General features: G+C 45.1%; 14 protein-coding genes. 6 read left to right on the top strand and 8 right to left on the bottom strand.

Going from position 1 to position 18,749, the window contains the following annotated elements; genetic code table 11:
- Positions 1-77 precede the first annotated feature (77 nt).
- From K7R11_RS09730 to K7R11_RS09710, 5 genes are all read right to left on the bottom strand, one after another.
- Positions 78-1,337, bottom strand: coding sequence for an aminotransferase class I/II-fold pyridoxal phosphate-dependent enzyme (locus K7R11_RS09730; protein WP_224490355.1), 1,260 nt, complete (start codon positions 1,335-1,337; stop codon positions 78-80).
- An 81-nt stretch (positions 1,338-1,418) separates the two neighbouring features.
- On the bottom strand, positions 1,419-2,273 hold the full coding sequence (locus K7R11_RS09725; protein ID WP_224490354.1) for an SDR family oxidoreductase: 855 nt from the start codon (positions 2,271-2,273) through the stop codon (positions 1,419-1,421).
- Positions 2,273-3,139 (bottom strand): cupin-like domain-containing protein, encoded by an 867-nt coding sequence (locus K7R11_RS09720; protein WP_224490353.1) that lies wholly within the window; start codon positions 3,137-3,139, stop codon positions 2,273-2,275. Before K7R11_RS09720 ends, K7R11_RS09725 begins: the two co-directional genes overlap by 1 nt.
- A gap of 11 nt (positions 3,140-3,150) precedes the next feature.
- Entirely contained in the window at positions 3,151-4,191 is a 1,041-nt protein-coding gene (locus K7R11_RS09715; RefSeq protein ID WP_224490352.1) for a PLP-dependent cysteine synthase family protein, read from the bottom strand.
- 68 nt (positions 4,192-4,259) lie between these two features.
- Positions 4,260-6,317 carry a S9 family peptidase gene (locus K7R11_RS09710; RefSeq protein WP_224490351.1) on the bottom strand — a complete coding sequence of 686 codons (2,058 nt, stop codon included), beginning with the start codon at positions 6,315-6,317 and terminating at the stop codon, positions 4,260-4,262.
- 134 nt (positions 6,318-6,451) lie between these two features.
- Between K7R11_RS09710 and K7R11_RS09705 the strand changes: the two genes are divergently transcribed.
- Both K7R11_RS09705 and K7R11_RS09700 read left to right on the top strand, forming a co-directional pair.
- Positions 6,452-6,775, top strand: coding sequence for a YbaB/EbfC family nucleoid-associated protein (locus tag K7R11_RS09705; RefSeq protein ID WP_224490350.1), 324 nt, complete (start codon positions 6,452-6,454; stop codon positions 6,773-6,775).
- A 117-nt stretch (positions 6,776-6,892) separates the two neighbouring features.
- Complete coding sequence (locus tag K7R11_RS09700) at positions 6,893-7,225, top strand: YegP family protein (RefSeq protein WP_224490349.1); 333 nt, start codon at positions 6,893-6,895, stop codon at positions 7,223-7,225.
- A 29-nt stretch (positions 7,226-7,254) separates the two neighbouring features.
- On the opposite strand, the gene K7R11_RS09695 is transcribed toward K7R11_RS09700, so the two are convergent.
- From K7R11_RS09695 to K7R11_RS15095, 3 genes are read right to left on the bottom strand one after another with little or no spacing between them, the layout of a single operon-like run.
- Positions 7,255-8,295 (bottom strand): threonine aldolase family protein, encoded by a 1,041-nt coding sequence (locus tag K7R11_RS09695; protein WP_224490348.1) that lies wholly within the window; start codon positions 8,293-8,295, stop codon positions 7,255-7,257.
- A 12-nt stretch (positions 8,296-8,307) separates the two neighbouring features.
- Positions 8,308-10,362, bottom strand: a complete 2,055-nt coding sequence (locus K7R11_RS09690; RefSeq protein WP_317196474.1) for a zinc-dependent metalloprotease — start codon at positions 10,360-10,362, stop codon at positions 8,308-8,310.
- A 6-nt stretch (positions 10,363-10,368) separates the two neighbouring features.
- Positions 10,369-10,722 carry a hypothetical protein gene (locus K7R11_RS15095; protein ID WP_317196473.1) on the bottom strand — a complete coding sequence of 118 codons (354 nt, stop codon included), beginning with the start codon at positions 10,720-10,722 and terminating at the stop codon, positions 10,369-10,371.
- A 169-nt stretch (positions 10,723-10,891) separates the two neighbouring features.
- Here K7R11_RS15095 and prfB point away from each other — a divergent pair, with 169 nt between their 5' ends.
- From prfB to fumC, 4 genes are all read left to right on the top strand, one after another.
- The gene (gene prfB, locus K7R11_RS09685) at positions 10,892-11,992 is read left to right on the top strand and encodes a peptide chain release factor 2 (RefSeq protein WP_224490347.1); all 1,101 of its coding nucleotides are present in this window, start codon (positions 10,892-10,894) and stop codon (positions 11,990-11,992) included.
- A gap of 30 nt (positions 11,993-12,022) precedes the next feature.
- Positions 12,023-12,364 carry an arsenate reductase (glutaredoxin) gene (gene arsC / locus K7R11_RS09680; protein ID WP_224490346.1) on the top strand — a complete coding sequence of 114 codons (342 nt, stop codon included), beginning with the start codon at positions 12,023-12,025 and terminating at the stop codon, positions 12,362-12,364.
- 123 nt (positions 12,365-12,487) lie between these two features.
- On the top strand, positions 12,488-14,983 hold the full coding sequence (locus K7R11_RS09675; protein ID WP_224490345.1) for a TonB-dependent receptor domain-containing protein: 2,496 nt from the start codon (positions 12,488-12,490) through the stop codon (positions 14,981-14,983).
- A gap of 753 nt (positions 14,984-15,736) precedes the next feature.
- Entirely contained in the window at positions 15,737-17,134 is a 1,398-nt protein-coding gene (gene fumC / locus K7R11_RS09670; protein WP_224490344.1) for a class II fumarate hydratase, read from the top strand.
- The last annotated feature ends 1,615 nt before the right edge of the window (positions 17,135-18,749 follow it).

Genomic DNA, 18,749 nt, shown 5'->3' with positions numbered 1-18,749 from the left:
TGAATCCGCAGGTTAAAGTCAAAAAAAATCCGCCGGAAATACCGGCGGATCTAATATTTAAAACAGGATCAGTTTCTTTATTCACCCATTGCCATGGCAACTGCCTGCGACAGTCGCTTGTAGGTTCCGTTCTCGAGTCGGGTACGGATCGCTGAAAAAGCATCCAGGGTAATTTGAATATCTTCCATGGTATGTGTTGCCGTAGGGATCATTCTTAAAAGAATGAGGCCTTTTGGGATCACAGGATACACAACAATAGAACAGAAAATACCGTAATTCTCTCTAAGGTCCTTTACCAGGGCCATAGCCTCAGGAATACTTCCGTTAAGATATACCGGAGTTACACAACTCTGTGTGGTTCCAATATCAAAACCGCGTTCTTTCAGTCCGTTCTGAAGGGCATTCACATTATCCCATAGCTTTTGCTTGAGCTCCGGCATAGTCCTGAGCATATCAAGACGTTTCAGGGCTCCTTTTACGAAGATCATTGGCAGCGACTTGGCGAACATCTGCGAACGCAGGTTGTATTTCAGATAGTCGATCACCTCTTTATCTCCGGCAAGGAATGCACCGATACTGGCCATCGACTTCGCGAAGGTCGCGAAATATACATCGATCCCATCCTGTATTCCCTGCTCCTCTCCTGCTCCTGCCCCTGTGGCACCAAGAGTACCAAATCCGTGAGCATCATCAACGAGAAGTCTGAACTTAAATTTTTCTTTTAACGCAACGATCTCTTTAAGACGTCCCTGCTCTCCTCGCATACCAAAAACCCCTTCAGAGATCACCAGGATCCCACCACCTGTTTGCTCCGCCATTTTGGTAGCGCGCTCCAGGTTCTTCTCCAGGCTTTCCATATCGTTATGCTGATAGGTAAAGCGTTTTCCCATATGCAGACGTACACCGTCTATGATACATGCGTGCGAGTCTACGTCGTAAACAATAATGTCGTCTTTAGTTACCAGTGCGTCGATGGCCGACATGATACCCTGGTATCCAAAATTAAGCAGGTAAGCAGCTTGCTTATTTACAAAAGCTGCAAGTTCGTTTTGTAATTGTTCATGAAGATCGGTATGTCCACTCATCATTCTGGCCCCCATAGGGTAAGCTGCCCCGTGTTCGGCTGCAGCCTCGGCATCTGCCTTAATCACTTCAGGGTGATTGGCCAATCCCAGATAGTCATTAATACTCCATGTGATTACTTCCTTCCCATTAAACTTCATCCTGTTGGAAATTTGTCCTTCCAGTTTTGGAAAAACAAAATAACCTTCAGCCTGTGAGGCCCATTTTCCAAGAGGCCCTTTGTTTTCGATAATTCTATCAAATAAATCTCTCATGTATATGGAGTGTTTTTAAGATTGTCTTATTTAACAGCTGGCAAAAGTAAAGAATTTAAAACTCTTATCATAACATATTTATCATTGCCGAACCAGCCCGTCGAATTGCTTTTTAAACATCCGGTCGAGAGTCCTGTCTGGCAATAAATAGATGGCTAACAGGAACATCCAACGCTTTGGAGCAATCAGGTATCGGGTCTTATTTTTCCTACCTTCCGCAATATCATATATCAATTCAGCCACTTCTTCGGTATCAAGAGCCATGGCCTCCATTTTATCCACCATCTTATCGAGATTGCGATACACCTCCCCGTAAACGGTTCCGGAATATTTAACTTCTTCATCGCCTTTCCTGGCCTTTGACCAGATATCTGTTTTGATCGGACCCGGTTCTACCACGGTGACCTTGATCCCCATGCCCATCAATTCTCTTCGAAAAGCATCCGACATGGATTCAAGCGCAAATTTAGAAGCAGAATACGGCCCCATAAAAGGTCTTGTAACCCTTCCGGATCCGGAACTTATATTTATAATATGACCTTTGGGAAGGGAATTATCGAAACCGAGTAATGGTAAAAAGGCCTGGGTTACCCGAAGCACCCCCAAAACATTAACCTCAAGCTGATGCCTGAATTCGTCAACAGCAATGTAGGCCATTGGACCATTTACAGAAATGCCCGCATTGTTTACCAAAACATCAAGCCCGCGATCAGGCCCAAGTACTTCTTTAACCTGTTCCAGGGCACCGGCAATGCCTTCATCAGAGGTGGTATCAAATACCAGTCCGATAAACCGGTCCGGAAAGCGTTCAGCGATTCTTTCCAGGTCTTTTTGCTTTCTTACACTACCGAAAACGCGGTATCCTTTTTCCAGGAAATACAATGCAGTTCCATAGCCAATACCGGAAGAAACCCCGGTGATCAAAATATTTTTCATTAAGCAGATTTTCTTCTGTTTTGATTCAGGTAATTTGCAGCCCGCTTATGAGCGGTTTGCTCTTTAAAAGTTTTCCAGGAATTTCCTGCAAGCAAATTCATACCATTATCCATGGTAAACAGCCTTACAAGATTCCATATTCCCCTGGTTTTGGTAGCCCACGAATCATTGGCTCTTAAAGCCAGGGAAAACCCACTTTCGGAGTAATATACGAAATGCCACCATAACTTGGGAATAAATAATGTTTCTCCGTGCTCAATAATAGCTTCCAGGCCTTCAGCCATCCGAAAAGCAGGGTATTTTTCAAAATCGGGATTGAGCACGTTCACATGGGCGTGATTGGTAAAAGGCAAATGATAAAGCAATGGCCCCTGATCAGGGGAAAACAGAAAAACTTTTTTCTGGGTTTGAAAATGGGTGAGAAACACATGAGAACAATCGATATCGTAATGCAGGTTCAGCGCAGCCCCCTTTCCTCCAAAGAACATCAAAGCAAACCGCAAAAAGCCATCCATAATATCAGGGATCTGGAAATCGCCTGAAAGTTCAGGAGCCCTTTTCATGATCTGAAAATTATGAAACCGCAGGTCTGTGGAGCCTGCTGCAATAAGATCGAGATAATCTCCGAATTTTTTATAGACCACGGGTTTCATATATCCTTTCCCGGGATTGTGATAGGAGCTATCGTACATGGGGACCTCCCAATGCCCGTATCGCTCCTTGAAGAATTCCAGGGTCCATTTGTTCACGGCAGCCCATTCGGAGGCGAGATCCTTAAAAATAACCGGTTTGCAGGGACGCAGGTAAAGCTCATAGAATTCCAGGGGATCAAGTTTTTCAACTTTTTCTACCTTGGCGAATTCCATGTTATTATAATTTATTTCACGTATTGAATGTCCTGTTCCAGTTCAGAATTCACAGCGTCAAAAAATCCTTGCTCCTCCATCCAGTCATCGCTGTAAACCTTACTCATATATCGCGAGCCATGATCGGGAAATATAATGATCACGTTGCTTTTCTCATTAAATTCACCTTCTGCAGCCAGTTGCTTAACGGCTTGCATGGCAGCCCCGCTGGTATATCCCACAAAACACCCTTCAGTTTTTGAAATCTCTCTGGCAGAATGGGCGGCCTCCTCATCGGTCACCTTTACAAAGGTATCAATTACGTCGAAATCAGTCGCGGTAGGAATAAGGTTTTTTCCCAGTCCTTCAATTCTGTAGGGATAGATCTCTGCAGGGTCGAACTCCCTGGTTTCATGGTATTTCTTTAAGACCGACCCATAAGCATCAACACCTATGATACGGATATCAGGGTTCATTTCCTTAAGGAAACGGGCAGTACCTGAAATAGTACCTCCGGTTCCGCTACAGGCTACCAAATGGGTGATGGCCCCACCGGTTTGTTCCCAGATCTCGGGTCCTGTGGTTCGGTAATGTGCATCTGTATTGAGCGCGTTAAAATACTGGTTAATATATACCGACCCCTTGATCTCCTCGTGCAGCCGCCTGGCTACCTGGTAATACGACCTGGGATCGTCTGCCTTTACGTTGGCAGGACAAACATAAACCTTGGCCCCCATAGAACGGAGCATGTCGATCTTGTCTTTAGACGACTTGGAGCTTACCGCCAGGATACATTCATACCCTTTAATAATACTCACCATGGCGATACTGAAACCGGTATTACCCGAAGTGGTTTCAATAATGGTGTCCCCAGGTTTCAATACCCCTCGCTTTTCAGCTTCCTCAATAATATGGAGCGCAATACGATCCTTAGAGGAGTGACCAGGATTAAATCCTTCCACTTTAGCGTAAAAGTTACCATCGAAATTACTGGTGATTTTATTGAGTTTGATCAAAGGAGTATTTCCTACTAACTCAAGTACGTTGTTGTAAGCTTTAATCTTTTGTTCCATAGATATCAAGTTAGGTCCAAAGAATTTGGAGGGACTCGGATTGATGCAAATTTAAAATTTTTTTTTAATTAGATGCTTATACCTTCTAAATCAAGGAGAAAAGCGTACTCCATTGCCTCCTCCTTCAAGGCCTCAAAACGCCCGGAAGCACCGCCGTGCCCCGCATCCATATTAATATAAAAAAGCAGGGAATTAGAGTCAGTTTTCCGGTCTCTAAGGCGAGCCACCCATTTTGCAGGCTCCCAATACTGTACCTGGGAATCATGTAGCCCTGTGGTGATCAGCATATGAGGATAGTTCTGCTCTTTTACATTGTCATAGGGAGAATAGGATTTGATATAATGATAGAAGGATTCTTCCTCCGGATTTCCCCATTCATCAAATTCCCCGGTTGTAAGCGGTATGGTCGTATCCAGCATGGTGGTTACCACATCCACAAAGGGTACCTGGGCCACAACCCCATTATATAATTCAGGAGCTTCATTGATCACTGCCCCTATTAGCAACCCTCCGGCAGACCCTCCCATGGCATATAAATGTTCGCTTGAGGTATACCCCCTTTCGATCAGGGAACGGGAACAGGCGATAAAATCCGAGAACGTATTTTTCTTATGCAATAATTTTCCCTGTTCATACCAAGGCCTGCCGAGGTATTCCCCTCCTCTTACATGTGCTATGGCATAAATAAAGCCCCGGTCCAGTAAACTCAGTCGTACCGAGGAGAAATACGGATCTATAATAGCTCCGTAAGACCCGTATCCATAAAGCAACAACGGATTTTTTCCATCCAGTTTTATGCCTTTTCGATACACAATTGAAACCGGAATCTTTACCCCGTCTGCAGCCTCAACCCAGATCCGCTCTGAAGCGTAGTGATCCTTATTGAAATTCCCACCCAGCACCTCCTGCTCTTTCAGGATGGTTTTTTCCATGGTATCCATATTGAAATCTATGGTACTTGCCGGCGTAGTAAGGGCATTATATACATAACGCAGGTTGACCGTATCAAAATCCAGGTTGGTCGATGGAAACGCCGTATAGGTTTCATTATCGAAAGGAATAAAATATTCATAACCGTCAGACCAACGGATGATACGGATCAGGTTAAGTCCTTCTTTACGCTCACTCACCACCAGGTACTTTTTAAAGATATCCACATCTTCCAGCAAAACATCCTCACGATGTGCAATAACCTCCTGCCAGTGCTCCCTGGACGTAGCATCTGTCCTGGTTTTCATCAGCTTGAAATTGGTCGCATTATCGGCATTGGTAAGAATATAAAAATGATCCTCATAATGCGATATGCCATATTCCAATCCTCTGATCCGAGGCTGAAACACCACCGGAGCGCCTAAAGGATCATCCGCGTTCAGAATGCTGTATTCTGAGGTAAGGGTACTTTCCGATCCGAAAATAATATAGCGATTCGATTTGGATTTATAGACAAAGGCGTTAAAGGTTTCATCTTCCTCATGATACACCAGCACATCACGCTCGGGGTCCGAGCCCGACTGATGGCGGTAGATCCGGTCTGAGCGCAGGGTCACTTCATCCTTTCTGGTATAGAACAGCGTGGAATTGTCGTTTCCCCAAACACTGCTTCCGGTGGTATGTTCGATCTCGTGCTCATAAAAAACCCCGGTCTGCAGGTTTTTTATATAGATGGTATAAATTCTCCTCCCTACCGTATCCACCCCATAGGCCACCCAACGGTTATCCGGACTAATATTGATGCCCCGGAGATGAAAATAACTGTGCTCGGCAGCCATTTCATTGCAATCAAACAGCAACTCTTCTTCCGCCCCTTCTGTATCTGCTTTTCTGAAATACAAGGGGTAATCCTTACCTTCCTCATACCGGGTAATATACCAGTAACCATTATAATGGTAGGGTACCGATTCATCGTCCTCCTTGATACGCGAGCGCATTTCCAGGAATAACTTCTCTTTAAGCCCCCTTGTATGAGCTGTTTGCGCTTCATAATAGGCATTTTCTTCGTTCAGATAGGCGATAACCGCATCTGCATCCCGATCCCTTAACCAATAGAACTCGTCCTCTCTGATATCACCGTGCTTTTCCAGCTTGAACGGACGTTGCTCCGCTACAGGGGCATTTAATACCTTCATATATCTAATACATCTTTTTAACCAATGGCAACAAAAATACTACTTCGGTATAGAATTGCTGCTTCTGGTAAAAGTTTTAATAATTGCCCGGTGAAATTATTAATTTTGTCCCGTTAATCTTAAAGAAAAAGACCATGTTTGGAGATTTAATGGGAATGATGGGCAAGATCAAGGAAACCCAGAAAAAAATAGAAGAAACCAAAAAAAGGCTGGATACCGTTATCGTTACCCAGGAAAGTAATGATGGCCTGCTCAAACTCAGTATGACAGCGAACCGGGAAATGAAAAGTATCGAGATCGACGATTCACTCCTGGAAGATAAAGAGCAGTTGGAAGACTATCTGATCCTGCAGGTGAACAACCTGATCGAAAAAGCCACCAAGGTCAATGAGGCGGAGCTTGGAGCAGTGGCCAAAGAGGGAATGCCCGATATTCCGGGAATGGATATGTTTAAATAGGGCTACTGTACTTTAACGGATTTTAAACCCCGCTTAACAAGTTGTAAAGGGATATTTTTTCATACTTGAGGTATATTTAAGTTCTTAAAAGTTAAATCTTAAAAAATACCTGAACCCATGTTTGAAATATTTCAAAGCGACAAAAATCAAAAATTCTACTTTAACCTGAAGGCAAATAACGGACAGATCATACTGTCAAGCCAGGGGTACGAGAGTAAGAACGGGGCAGAAAAGGGAATAAAGTCGGTAATGGACAATGCCGATGATGACGGGAAATACGAAAGAAAAACAGCATCCAACGGCAAATTTCATTTTAACCTTAAGGCTGCAAACGGCCAGGTAATCGGTAGTTCTCAAATGTACACCTCTGAAGCAGGGATGGAAAATGGAATTTCTTCGGTTAAGAATCACGCTGCAGGAGCGAAAATCAAGGACCTTTCTGTAGAATAACACACATCATCAAGAAAAAAAAGCGACTCCTAAAGGGTCGCTTTTTTTACTGGTATACGTTGAATCAGGTCCAGAAAATACTGATGCATCGTATCGGTATAATCGAGATGCGTCACGATGCGCAATTTTCCCTGCCCCATACTGATAATATGGACGCCGTGTTCTTTAAGGGTGTTCAGAAATCCCGATTCATCCACATCATCGGTGATATTAAAGATCAGGATGTTGGTTTCTACGGGTTCCACCCCTTTTATAAAGGGTAACGTGCGCAGCACTGCGGCGATCTCTTCCGCTTTCCGGTGATCTTCTTCGAGTCGTTCCCACTGGTGATCCAGGGCATATATGGCTGCGGCTGCAAGGTAACCGGCCTGACGCATGCCACCGCCCAGTACCTTCCTGATACGAAGTGCCTTATCCATATCTTCCTTTGAACCAACCAGCATGGAGCCCACCGGGCAACCCAGTCCTTTGGAAAAACATACAGAGATCGTATCAAAAAGATGCCCGAAGTCTTGGGGCTTTTGTTTTCTGGCCACCATGGCATTCCAAAGGCGGGCTCCATCCAGGTGGTATTTCAGCCCATGTGTATCACAAACCTTTCGAATGGCCTTCATCTCCTCAAGATCCCAGCAGGCACCCCCTCCCTTGTTAGTCGTATTTTCCAGGCAAACCAGGGAAGTTCTCGGACTATGATAAAAGTCCGGTGGATTAATGGAAGCCTCTACCTGTTTGGCGGTAACCATTCCGCGCTCTCCGTCTATTAATTTACACGAGACCCCACTGTTAAAACTTACACCTCCGCCTTCGTAATTATACACATGGGCGTATTTATCCGCGATAAGCTGATCTCCCGGTTGTGTATGTAGTTTTATAGCGGTTTGATTGGCCATGGTTCCACTTGGAAAAAGCAGGGCTGCCTCCTTTCCGAACAGTTTTGCCACCTTTTCTTCCAGGGCATTAATAGTAGGGTCGTTTTTAAAAACATCGTCACCCACCTCTGCTTGCATCATGGCTTCCAGCATCCCTTTTGAGGGCCTGGTTACCGTATCACTTATCAGGTTTATTTCCATAGTATTCCTTCCTTATAATTCACAATAACTTCCAATAGGAGCCCCGTCAGGTAAAGGCTTAGCCGGAGTGAACTTAAATTCTTCCGGGTGTTCCCTGAACTCACGGATACGGTTCACATACTCCACGGAATAATACTCCGGTAAACGATTGGTACTCTTCAATGTATTTTCGATCTCATTGATGGTCCACCTGGCAACGCCATTTACCTGCCCGTACGCCTCGGTGGCCGAGGCCAGGATCATAAGATGTTCCAGTACCCGGAAATTTATCATTTGCTGAATTTCCTGCAGATAGGGATCCTTATGATTTTTTTCAAAGGTATTCTCTAATAATGATTTCATCAAATCTTCCAGACCCGGTAAATTTTTATCAAAAGCCTTTTGCTGTACCAACCGGGAGGCTCTGGAAGGATGTAATAAGAGGGACAGTGTCATATCTGCTGCCGTTTCTGCCGCACTGTAAGGGTCAAAGGCTACATCGGTTTTCGATTTGAAACTCTCGCGTGTTCTGGGATAGCCGTATGCCCGTGGTGGAAAAAGGGCTAATTGCGCCTTCGGAATGGCCAGTTCTTCCGCAGAAAGCGTACGCAACAAAGCATCAAGAGCTTCCTCCTGCATTTTTTCGGGTACCGGTCGCTGTATTACAGCAGAAGCCCCCTTAACGGCATAACTGTAATCTACTCCTCCCAGTACTTTTACAGCAGCTTCGGTTTGATACCTGTGAAAGAGATACAGTGGTACGAAAACATCTTCCAGGACAGAGTAGGGTTCGCCTTCCTGAATGTGGGAAGCATCAAACTGGCTGATCCCTTTCTCGCGGATATCCAATACCTCATTCAGTGCCTGTGCCGCATCCTTCCCGTTATCCCAGAGATGGGCATATGGGTGAGCCCCGCCCCTGGCCCGGGAATCGCTGTCCGATATAAACTGAAGCCCTTGTTCTGCAGCAGAATCAAGCACCTTATCCAGATACGCCTTTTCATTTGCCCCTTCCGGAATAGTTCCATATAAATAGGCTACGGTAACCTTATCCCATTCTCCTATTCCTTTGTCGTATGCCTCAGGAGCGGTGATCTGTCCGCCCTTTAACTCATACAGGGGATGGGGATAATCCATAACCGAAGCCCGGTTGCTGATACTGGCCGCAAAGTTGTGCGTAAAGCCCAGGGTATGCCCCACTTCATGAGCAGCCAATTGCCGTATCCTGGCCAGGGCGATCTCCAGCATCGGATCGCCATCCCGATCAAAGGGTTTATCCAAAAGCGCCTGGGCGATCAGGTAATCCTGGCGCACCCTAAGGCTTCCCAGACTCACATGACCTTTAATGATCTCCCCGGTTCTGGGATCGGTAACACTGGCACCATAGCTCCATCCCCGGGTAGAGCGGTGTACCCACTGTATTACATTATAGCGAACATCCATAGGGTCGGCATCTTCAGGAAGTATTTTTACCTGAAAGGCATCTTTGTACCCAATGGCCTCAAAAGCCTGATTCCACCAGGAAGCTCCCTCCATCAGGGCACTTCGAACAGGTTCAGGGGTTCCGTTATCAAGGTAATAAACGATAGGTTCTACCGCCTCGCTTACCTCTGCCCCCGGATCTTTTTTCTCCAGACGGTGACGTATTGCCAGTCGTTTTACCAGATCGGTCCCTATGGCCCCTGCATAGTCATAATAGCTCATCATGATGTTCCCGGCTCCGGGATGAAACGCCCTGGTTTTATAATCGCTGTCGGGTAGTTTGATAAAAGAATGGTGCTGAACCACGGAAACAAGACGGGCATCAGGGGTAACAGAACTGATCATTCTTCCCTTAGGCTCCCCTTTAAATGTCAGTAAAGCCTCCAGCTCCGTATTTTCCGGGAAATTTTTGGTGTTTTCCATCCACAATACCGATCGCGACTTGTCCAGACTGTAACTTCCCGCATTAGCACCCTTGATTTTCCTGGCCACCCCGTGCCAGTCTTCCATGAGAAATGGGGTGAGGTCTACCAGATAACTTCCGTTTTCCAGGCGCTCTTCTATTTCAAACCCGTAGAGCACAGACCTGGCAAAAGCCTGCTCCACAGACTGTCACTCCTGCAGGTTTTCTGAATCTGCGCGGTACTTAAGATTAGGCTGCACCAGGAGGATCTTATTGCCGGATTTGGTAAAATAAACTACCTGCTCATTTCCCAGCTGCCCGCGGTCGAGACCGAGATCATTGTTTCCAACCCCGGTCTTGAGGGAGTATACATATAAGAATTCCTCATCCAACCGGTCTACCTCCAGGAATAACTTCCCTTTGTCGTCATTATAATAGAAATCAAAATACCCGGAAGTTTTTTCAAGGTCTTTCACTTTTGTTTCCTGAGCATTAATTCCGGTGAAAGCAACCAGGAATAATAATGCAAAGGCCATAGCCGATTTTTTATAGCTTGGTGTCATACTAGTAGGGTTTTAAACGAAGCCTAAAAATAACTAAAGAATATTTAAAACCAATTCTTACATTATAAAGTTGTAAACCCCTAATATTCATTCCTCGCCTCAGTCCGTTACTTTTGAGTAATAGGAGGTATGGAAAAAGTATCTTACTTTTGAGCAAAATTAGATCCTTATGATCACTACCGATCAATTTAAAGACCTTGCCCAACGGGTGGAAGCCCTTAAGAAATACCTCAATATAGAGGCTAAGCTTATTGAGATACAAAATGAAGAGGAAAAGACCTTTGCCCCGGATTTTTGGGACAAACCCAGGGAGGCAGAGGTCATTATGAAGGCACTGAGAACCGAAAAGAAATGGGTGGAAGATTACAACACCGCCAAAACCCTTGTTAATGACCTGGAGGTTTTGCTCGAGTTTCACAAAGAAGGAGATGCCACCGAAGAAGATGTGGATACCCAGTATGAAAAAGCCCGGGAACAAATAGAAAGCCTGGAATTCAGAAATATGCTTTCTGAGGAAGGCGACAGCATGAGCGCCGTGGTGCAGATCACCGCTGGTGCAGGTGGTACGGAAAGCTGTGATTGGGCTTCAATGCTGATGCGTATGTATATTATGTGGGGTGAAAAACACGGCATCAAGATTAAAGAGCTGAACCATCAGGAGGGCGATGTGGCCGGAATTAAAACAGTAACCCTGGAGTTTGATGGCGATTACGCCTTCGGCTGGCTTAAGGGGGAAAACGGAGTGCACCGGTTAGTGCGTATTTCGCCTTTCGACAGCAATGCGAAGAGACATACCTCCTTTGCTTCGGTTTATGTATACCCTCTGGCAGACGACAGTATTGAAATTGAGATTAATCCCGCTGATATTTCATGGGATTTTGCACGTTCCAGTGGTGCGGGAGGACAAAATGTAAACAAGGTAGAAACCAAGGCTATCCTGACCCACCACCCTACGGGAATCGTGATCCACAATTCAGAAACCCGTTCCCAGCTGGAGAACAGGGAGAAGGCCATGCAAATGCTGAAATCGCAGCTCTATGAGATTGAACTGAAGAAAAGACAGGCGGCGAAGGATGAGATCGAGGCCGGTAAGATGAAGATAGAATGGGGGTCACAGATCAGAAACTACGTTATGCATCCCTATAAACTGATCAAAGATGTAAGAACCGGACATGAAACCGGAAATGTTGATGCAGTAATGGATGGTAACCTGGATGGATTTTTAAAGGCATACCTTATGATGATGGGACAAAAGGAAGAGGAAATCTAAGTATTATTTTACCCTAAAATCCATATTCTTATGATTAAAATATATCACAACCCGAGATGCAGCAAATCAAGAGAAGGTCTTGAGATCCTGGAGAATTCCGGGGAGAAGTTCGAAGTGATTAAATATCTCGATACGGTGCCCGACGAAACCGAGCTCAAAGAGGTATTGAAATGCCTGGGTATGGCCCCAATCGACCTGGTTCGTAAGAACGAAAAGATCTGGAAAGAAGAATACAAAGGCAAGTCTATGAGTGATGAAGAGATCATCCGGGCCATGATCGAACATCCCAGGTTGATCGAACGTCCGATCGTGGTGAAAAACGCTAAAGCCGTAATTGGCAGGCCACCCGAAAACATTAAAAATATTTTATGAAAATATTAACCGGTATGCCAGCATACCGGTTTTTATTTAACAATGCTTTAACCGCGGGGGTTTAGTGCTTCATCTATATTTGGTGTCTAACGATTTCGAAAAAAGATTAGACACTAACTAACTATGAAACAGGATCTTAAGATCAAATGTGTGCTATTTCTTCTCTTATGCAGCACAGCACTCTCTTTCGCTCAAACTCCGGGTGAGGGCGACCAACGTAAAACCACAGTTACAGGAAAAGTAGTAGACGCAGATAATGGAACTCCACTGGAATTCGCTACCCTGGTGCTGGAAAGCACTGATGACTCCAATACCGTAACGGGAGGCGTTACCAATGCAGAAGGCGCTTTTGAGGTGGAAGCTCCCTCCGGGAACTATAATATCCGGGTAGAATTTATTTCCTACAAAACCTATGAAGTAAAGAATAAGACCCTCAGCGGCAGAGTAGATCTTGGAACCATCTCCCTGGCCCTGGATGTCGCCACTCTTGATGCCGTAGAGGTTACAGGAGAGCGCACCACTGTGGAGATCAAACTTGACAAAAAGGTTTACAATATAGGAAAAGATCTTACCACAGCCGGTGCAACCGTAACAGATGCACTAAACAATGTACCCTCTGTAGCTGTGGATATCGAAGGGAATGTTTCCTTAAGAGGAAATGATAACGTACGCATCCTGATCAACGGGCGCCCTTCGGCCCTTGCAGGTTTTGGTTCTACTGATGCCCTGCAGCAATTACCAGCAGATGCCATTGAACGCGTTGAAGTTATTACAAGCCCATCTGCAAGATATGATGCTGAAGGTACTGCGGGAATCCTGAACATTGTTTTGAAAAGGGATAAGACGCTGGGATTTAACGGTACGGTTCAGGTAAACGGGGGATATCCCGATCGATTCCAAACCACAACCAACTTAAATTTCAGAACAAAAAAATTCAATTTCTTCAATACCCTGGGTTATAGCTACAGTGCACCTCCCGGAAATGGTTTCTTTGAGAATGATTACAACGAGGGTACTTTTGATAAGATCATAGAAGACCGGGATATTTCGCGTCTTAACAATGGTTTCAACGCCAATATCGGGGTAGAATACTTTTTAACCGAACAATCATCGGTAACAGCCAGTTTCTTTACCCGTTTATCAGATGAAAAAGACCGCACGGAAAATCGCAGCGATCGATTTTTCAGGGACGGCGGCTTTGATCAGACCGTTCGGGTGGAAGAAGAAAATGAGGACGACAAAAGTTACCAGGTATCCCTGAATTACAGGAATAATTTTAATGATGAAGGCCACAATTTAACCGTAGACTTTCAGTATTCCTTCGATGATGAGACCATAAATACCGGGATCCGCGAAGACCGTACACAGCCTACTCCGTTTTTAGTCGCAGAGGAAAGGGTTTTTGAGACAGAAAGCCAGGATGATTACCTGATTCAGGCCGATTATGTACTGCCACTTGGAGATGATGCACGTTTCGAGGCGGGATATCGGGGTTCATTTGAAAAGTCGGTGAACGATTATCAACTGGATTCGCTCGACAGAAGCCTGGGAGAATTTGTGACTAACTTTGGTCTTACCAATATCTTTACCTTCGAACAAAATGTTAATGCCCTGTATACTCAATACGGGACCAAACTTGGAAAGTTCTCCTTTCTTGCCGGTCTTCGAATGGAAACCACCCAATTAAAAGGAAAGGTAGAATCTGAACTCGACGAGAGCACACTTGAAGAAGAGCTGGGCCTCACATTCGACCCTAATTTTAATAAAAATTTTATCGGGCTCTTCCCCACCCTGAACCTTACCTGGGAATTAGCCGAAAACGAAAATATTACCTTAGGGTATAACCGTAGGATCAACAGGCCGCGGGGATGGTTCATTAATCCTTTCCCTTCGCGTTCCAGCAGAACCAATATCTTCCAGGGAAATCCGGACCTGAATCCCGCATATGCCAATGCCTATGATCTGGGATACCTGAAACGATGGGATAAACTTACTTTGACCACTTCGGTGTATTTCCAAAGAGAGACCGAAGCCTTTGAAAGGGTGCAGGAAGATACCGGTCTCACCACGCCAGACGGTATTAATATCATCAGAACCATCCCCATTAACCTGGCCACTAATGAACGGTACGGGGGGGAAGCAGCCATTCTTTGGAATCCTGCAAAATGGCTTAGGATCAACTCCAATGTGAATGTTTTTAAATTTATTACAACCGGAGAATACAACGGAATTGATTATGGTGCTTCCAATTTCAGCTGGTTCGCCCGCTTCAGTTCCAAGGTTACCCTTCCCGGAAAAATTGATTGGCAAACGAATGCCTTTTACAGGGGACCCAGTGAAAACTCACAGACCAGGAACAAGGGAATTTTCTCCTTAGACCTGGCCTTTGCAAAAGACATTTTTAATGACAACGCCACCATTAGTATGAACGTAAGAGACTTATTAAACTCCCGGAGAAGGATGTCTTTTACGGAAACAGAATTCTTTACCTCCAACAGTGAATTCCAGTGGAGAGAGCGGCAATTCCTGATCGGTTTTGTATACCGCTTCAACCAAAGCAAACGGGACGCACAACGAAATCGCGGAGGGGATGATTTTGAAGATGAAGGCGGATTCTGATCCGTGCTATCGGAAACACATACTTGTTAAAAGAGAGAGGGAAGCAAAAGCTTCCCTCTTTTATATTCTAACGGGCCGTACAAAGCCTTACTGTTAACAAGATAAATTCAGGTATCTGGGATTCCTTCCCCCCTGTCTACTTTCGAATCACACTATCTGAATCATTCGAAATAACAGGACACAGGGAACAGACATCACCTGAAAGACAGTCTTCCAAAATGGATGTGCAATTCATTTTGAAAAAAGAGACAGAGAGAAGGAAAAAGGGAAGGGTTTAATACAAAAAAAGGAAGCTTTTCGCTTCCTTTTTTTATTCTCCTTGCTCAGCTTTTTTAGCAGCTCTTTTTTCCTTGATCATTTCAATGATTGAACCTCCCACCCAATAAGGGATTACGAAGGTTAGGAGAAAGATCATTAACCAAAACCCGATGGTCAGGATGGTTAAGAAGGCTAAAAAGCCAAGATACTGATCAAATTCGAACATAGTTTCCGGAAATTTTCTGAATTCGCGTCAAAGATAACCAGATTTGTTTATTTATGCCCAGTATTTCATGAATTATTTCTGGGGTTCTGCGAATCTTCTGCTGCCACCACAGGCTTTCCTGCCCACCTCAAACCCTTTGGAATTGCAGGTACTTCATTCTAAATCCGCCGTTTACCCTTTCCTTTCCATCCTTAAAAATGAACCCTGTTTTAAGGCGGAAATGGCTTGTAAAAAATGTAAATTTGTGCAACAAAAAATCAATATATCCTATGGAATACAGAATAGAGAAAGATACTATGGGAGAGGTAAAAGTACCCGCCGATAAATTGTGGGGTGCCCAAACCGAACGCTCCCGAAACAACTTTAAGATCGGGGCCCCGGCCTCCATGCCCCTTGAAGTGGTCTATGGTTTTGCCTTTCTGAAAAAGGCTGCAGCCTATACCAATTGTGAACTTGGAGTTCTTTCTGAAGAAAAACGCGACCTTATCGCAGCGGCCTGTGATGAGATCCTGGCAGGAAAACACGATGACCAGTTTCCGTTGGTGATCTGGCAAACCGGTTCGGGTACCCAAAGCAATATGAACGTAAATGAAGTTATTGCAAACAGGGCACACCAGATAGCCGGTAAAACCATAGGAGAAGGCGAAAAAACCCTTCAGCCCAATGACGATGTCAATAAATCACAATCGTCTAACGACACCTTTCCAACCGGGATGCATATTGCCGCTTATAAAATGATCGTGGAAACCACCATTCCAGGGGTTACCCTTTTGAGAGATACGCTGGCGAAGAAATCGGAAGAATTCAGGAATGTGGTTAAGATCGGGCGTACCCACCTTATGGATGCCACTCCCCTAACCCTGGGGCAGGAATTCTCAGGATATGTATCTCAACTCGACCATGGTCTTAAGGCACTGAACAACACCCTGGAGCATCTTTCTGAACTCGCCCTTGGTGGTACAGCTGTAGGAACGGGCATTAATACTCCTGAAGGCTATGCGGAAGTAGTGGCCAATTATATCGCAAAGTTCACTGAACTGCCCTTTAAAACCGCTGAGAATAAATTTGAAGCCCTTGCTGCCCACGACGCTATTGTGGAAACTCACGGCGCCCTGAAACAGCTTGCAGTATCGCTTAATAAGATCGCTAACGACATCAGAATGCTGGCCTCCGGACCACGCTCCGGAATCGGTGAGATCATTATTCCAGCTAATGAACCCGGTAGTTCTATCATGCCCGGAAAGGTTAACCCAACACAAAGCGAAGCATTGACCATGGTTTGCGCCCAGGTCATGGGTAACGATGTTGCCGTAACCGTTGGAGGTACACAGGGACATTACGAGCTTAATGTGTTTAAACCCATGATGGCGGCCAACCTGCTGCAATCTGCCCGCCTGATCGGAGATGCCTGTGTGAGTTTCGAAAGGAACTGTGTAGCAGGTATCGAACCTAACCATAAGCGAATTAAGGAGTTGGTGAACAATTCCCTGATGCTGGTTACGGCCCTGAATACAAAGATCGGGTATTATAAAGCCGCAGAGATCGCCAATAAGGCTCACGAGGAAGGAACCACCCTCAAAGAGGCTGCCCTTGACCTTGGATACCTTACTGCAGAAAAATTTGACGAATGGGTGAAACCGGAAAATATGGTAGGATCCAATTCCTGAAGTAACGCGAATCTCTGAAAAGCAGTTTTCGCTTTATAGCCATACCAACAAAAAAAAAGAGTTCCAGGGGGCACTGGAACTCTTTTTTTTTGTAATCCAAAGCAGGTTAACTATTCATTTTGGATCCGGGTTATGATTTACTGATAACATCTTTGGGGCGTTGTAATCAGTAGTCAAACTAACAACACTGCTAATATACCACCCCACCCAGGGATGCGAAAATTTATGTTGTAAGAATAGCCTTATTTGTTGTGAAGTATTGTTAGTGAGTTATTTGGTGTTTTTTTAAGGTACGAAGTTACGAGGTAAGGGATTATAGATTATAGTTGATAAATTATAGATGGATTCCAGGGCTGCTTCATCTTTCCGACTTTAACATCCTGCCGTAAGGGATGGCAGGTTTACGACTTTACGACTCCACCCTATTCACCTATCCGCCTATTTACCTATTTGCCAACCTGCCTGTTGTACAGCCAAGAAGGCAGGGGTACGAAGCACCTACTACGAAACAGTTCGTCTTTGCGAGTCCCGCCTTGCGGGACGTGGCAATCTCCCTATTAAAGGTACAAAGGTACGGACCTGCCTGACCGCAGCCATGCAGGCAGGGGTACGAGGGTACGAGGTAAGGGATTATAGATGATCGATGATAAATTATAGATGGATTCCAGGGTTGATTCATCTTCCCGACTTTAACATCCTGCCGGCTGCCAGGTTTACGACTTCACTACTTCACCCTATTTATCCATTTACCTATTTACCTATTTGCCAACCTGCCTGTTGTACAACCAAGAAGACAGGGGAACGAGGCATATATTCTGAAACAGTTCGACTTTGCGAGTCCCGCCTTGCGGGACGTGGCAATCTCCATATTAAAGGTACGGAGGTACGGACCTGCCTGCCCGCAGCCATGCAAGCAGGGGTACGAAGTTACGAGGTAAGGGATTATGGATTATAGATTATAGATGATCGATGATAAATTATAGATGGATGAGAGGGCTGCTTCATCTTTCCGACTTTAACATCCTGCCGTAAGGGATGGCAGGTTTACGACTTTACGACTCCACCCTATTCACCTATCCGCCTATTTACCTATTTGCCAACCTGCCTGTTGTACAGCCACGAAGGTACGAGGGTACGAGGTAAGGGATTATGGATTATAGATGATCGATGATAAATTATAGATGGATGAGAGGGCTATTTCACCTTCCCGACTCTAACTTCCTGCCGTAAGGGATGGCAGGTTTACGACTTTACGACTTCACCCTATTCACCTATCCGCCTATTTACCAACCTGCAACGAAGGTACGAGGGTACGAGGTAAGGGATTATGGATTATAGATGATCGATGATAAATTATAGATGGATGAGAGGGCTGCTTCATCTTCCCGACGCTAACATCCTGCCGGCTGGCAGGTTTACGACTTCACAACTTTACGACTTCACCCTATTTACCTATCTGCCTATTTGCCACCCTGACTGCTGTCATTGCAAGGAGGCCTTCGGGCCGACGCGGCAATCTCCATAATAAAGTTACGGAGGCACAAGCCTGCCTGCCGCCGGGTAGGCATCAAAAAAAAGTTCCGGGGGGCACCGGAACTTTTTTTTCGTAACTCAT

Origin of the sequence: Robertkochia flava (assembly GCF_020166515.1) — a bacterium.
GTDB classification, from domain to species: domain Bacteria; phylum Bacteroidota; class Bacteroidia; order Flavobacteriales; family Flavobacteriaceae; genus Robertkochia; species Robertkochia flava.
The sequence above is the reverse complement of the archived record's forward strand: the minus strand, read 5'-3'. Positions and strand labels throughout refer to the sequence as shown.

Coding starts and splice junctions, on each gene's coding strand:
- K7R11_RS09730 (WP_224490355.1), bottom strand. CDS start 1,337: ATGAGAGATTTATTTGATAGAATTATCGAAAACAAAGGGCCTCTTGGA.
- K7R11_RS09725 (WP_224490354.1), bottom strand. CDS start 2,273: ATGAAAAATATTTTGATCACCGGGGTTTCTTCCGGTATTGGCTATGGA.
- K7R11_RS09720 (WP_224490353.1), bottom strand. CDS start 3,139: ATGGAATTCGCCAAGGTAGAAAAAGTTGAAAAACTTGATCCCCTGGAA.
- K7R11_RS09715 (WP_224490352.1), bottom strand. CDS start 4,191: ATGGAACAAAAGATTAAAGCTTACAACAACGTACTTGAGTTAGTAGGA.
- K7R11_RS09710 (WP_224490351.1), bottom strand. CDS start 6,317: ATGAAGGTATTAAATGCCCCTGTAGCGGAGCAACGTCCGTTCAAGCTG.
- K7R11_RS09705 (WP_224490350.1), top strand. CDS start 6,452: ATGTTTGGAGATTTAATGGGAATGATGGGCAAGATCAAGGAAACCCAG.
- K7R11_RS09700 (WP_224490349.1), top strand. CDS start 6,893: ATGTTTGAAATATTTCAAAGCGACAAAAATCAAAAATTCTACTTTAAC.
- K7R11_RS09695 (WP_224490348.1), bottom strand. CDS start 8,295: ATGGAAATAAACCTGATAAGTGATACGGTAACCAGGCCCTCAAAAGGG.
- K7R11_RS15095 (WP_317196473.1), bottom strand. CDS start 10,722: ATGACACCAAGCTATAAAAAATCGGCTATGGCCTTTGCATTATTATTC.
- prfB (WP_224490347.1), top strand. CDS start 10,892: ATGATCACTACCGATCAATTTAAAGACCTTGCCCAACGGGTGGAAGCC.
- arsC (WP_224490346.1), top strand. CDS start 12,023: ATGATTAAAATATATCACAACCCGAGATGCAGCAAATCAAGAGAAGGT.
- K7R11_RS09675 (WP_224490345.1), top strand. CDS start 12,488: ATGAAACAGGATCTTAAGATCAAATGTGTGCTATTTCTTCTCTTATGC.
- fumC (WP_224490344.1), top strand. CDS start 15,737: ATGGAATACAGAATAGAGAAAGATACTATGGGAGAGGTAAAAGTACCC.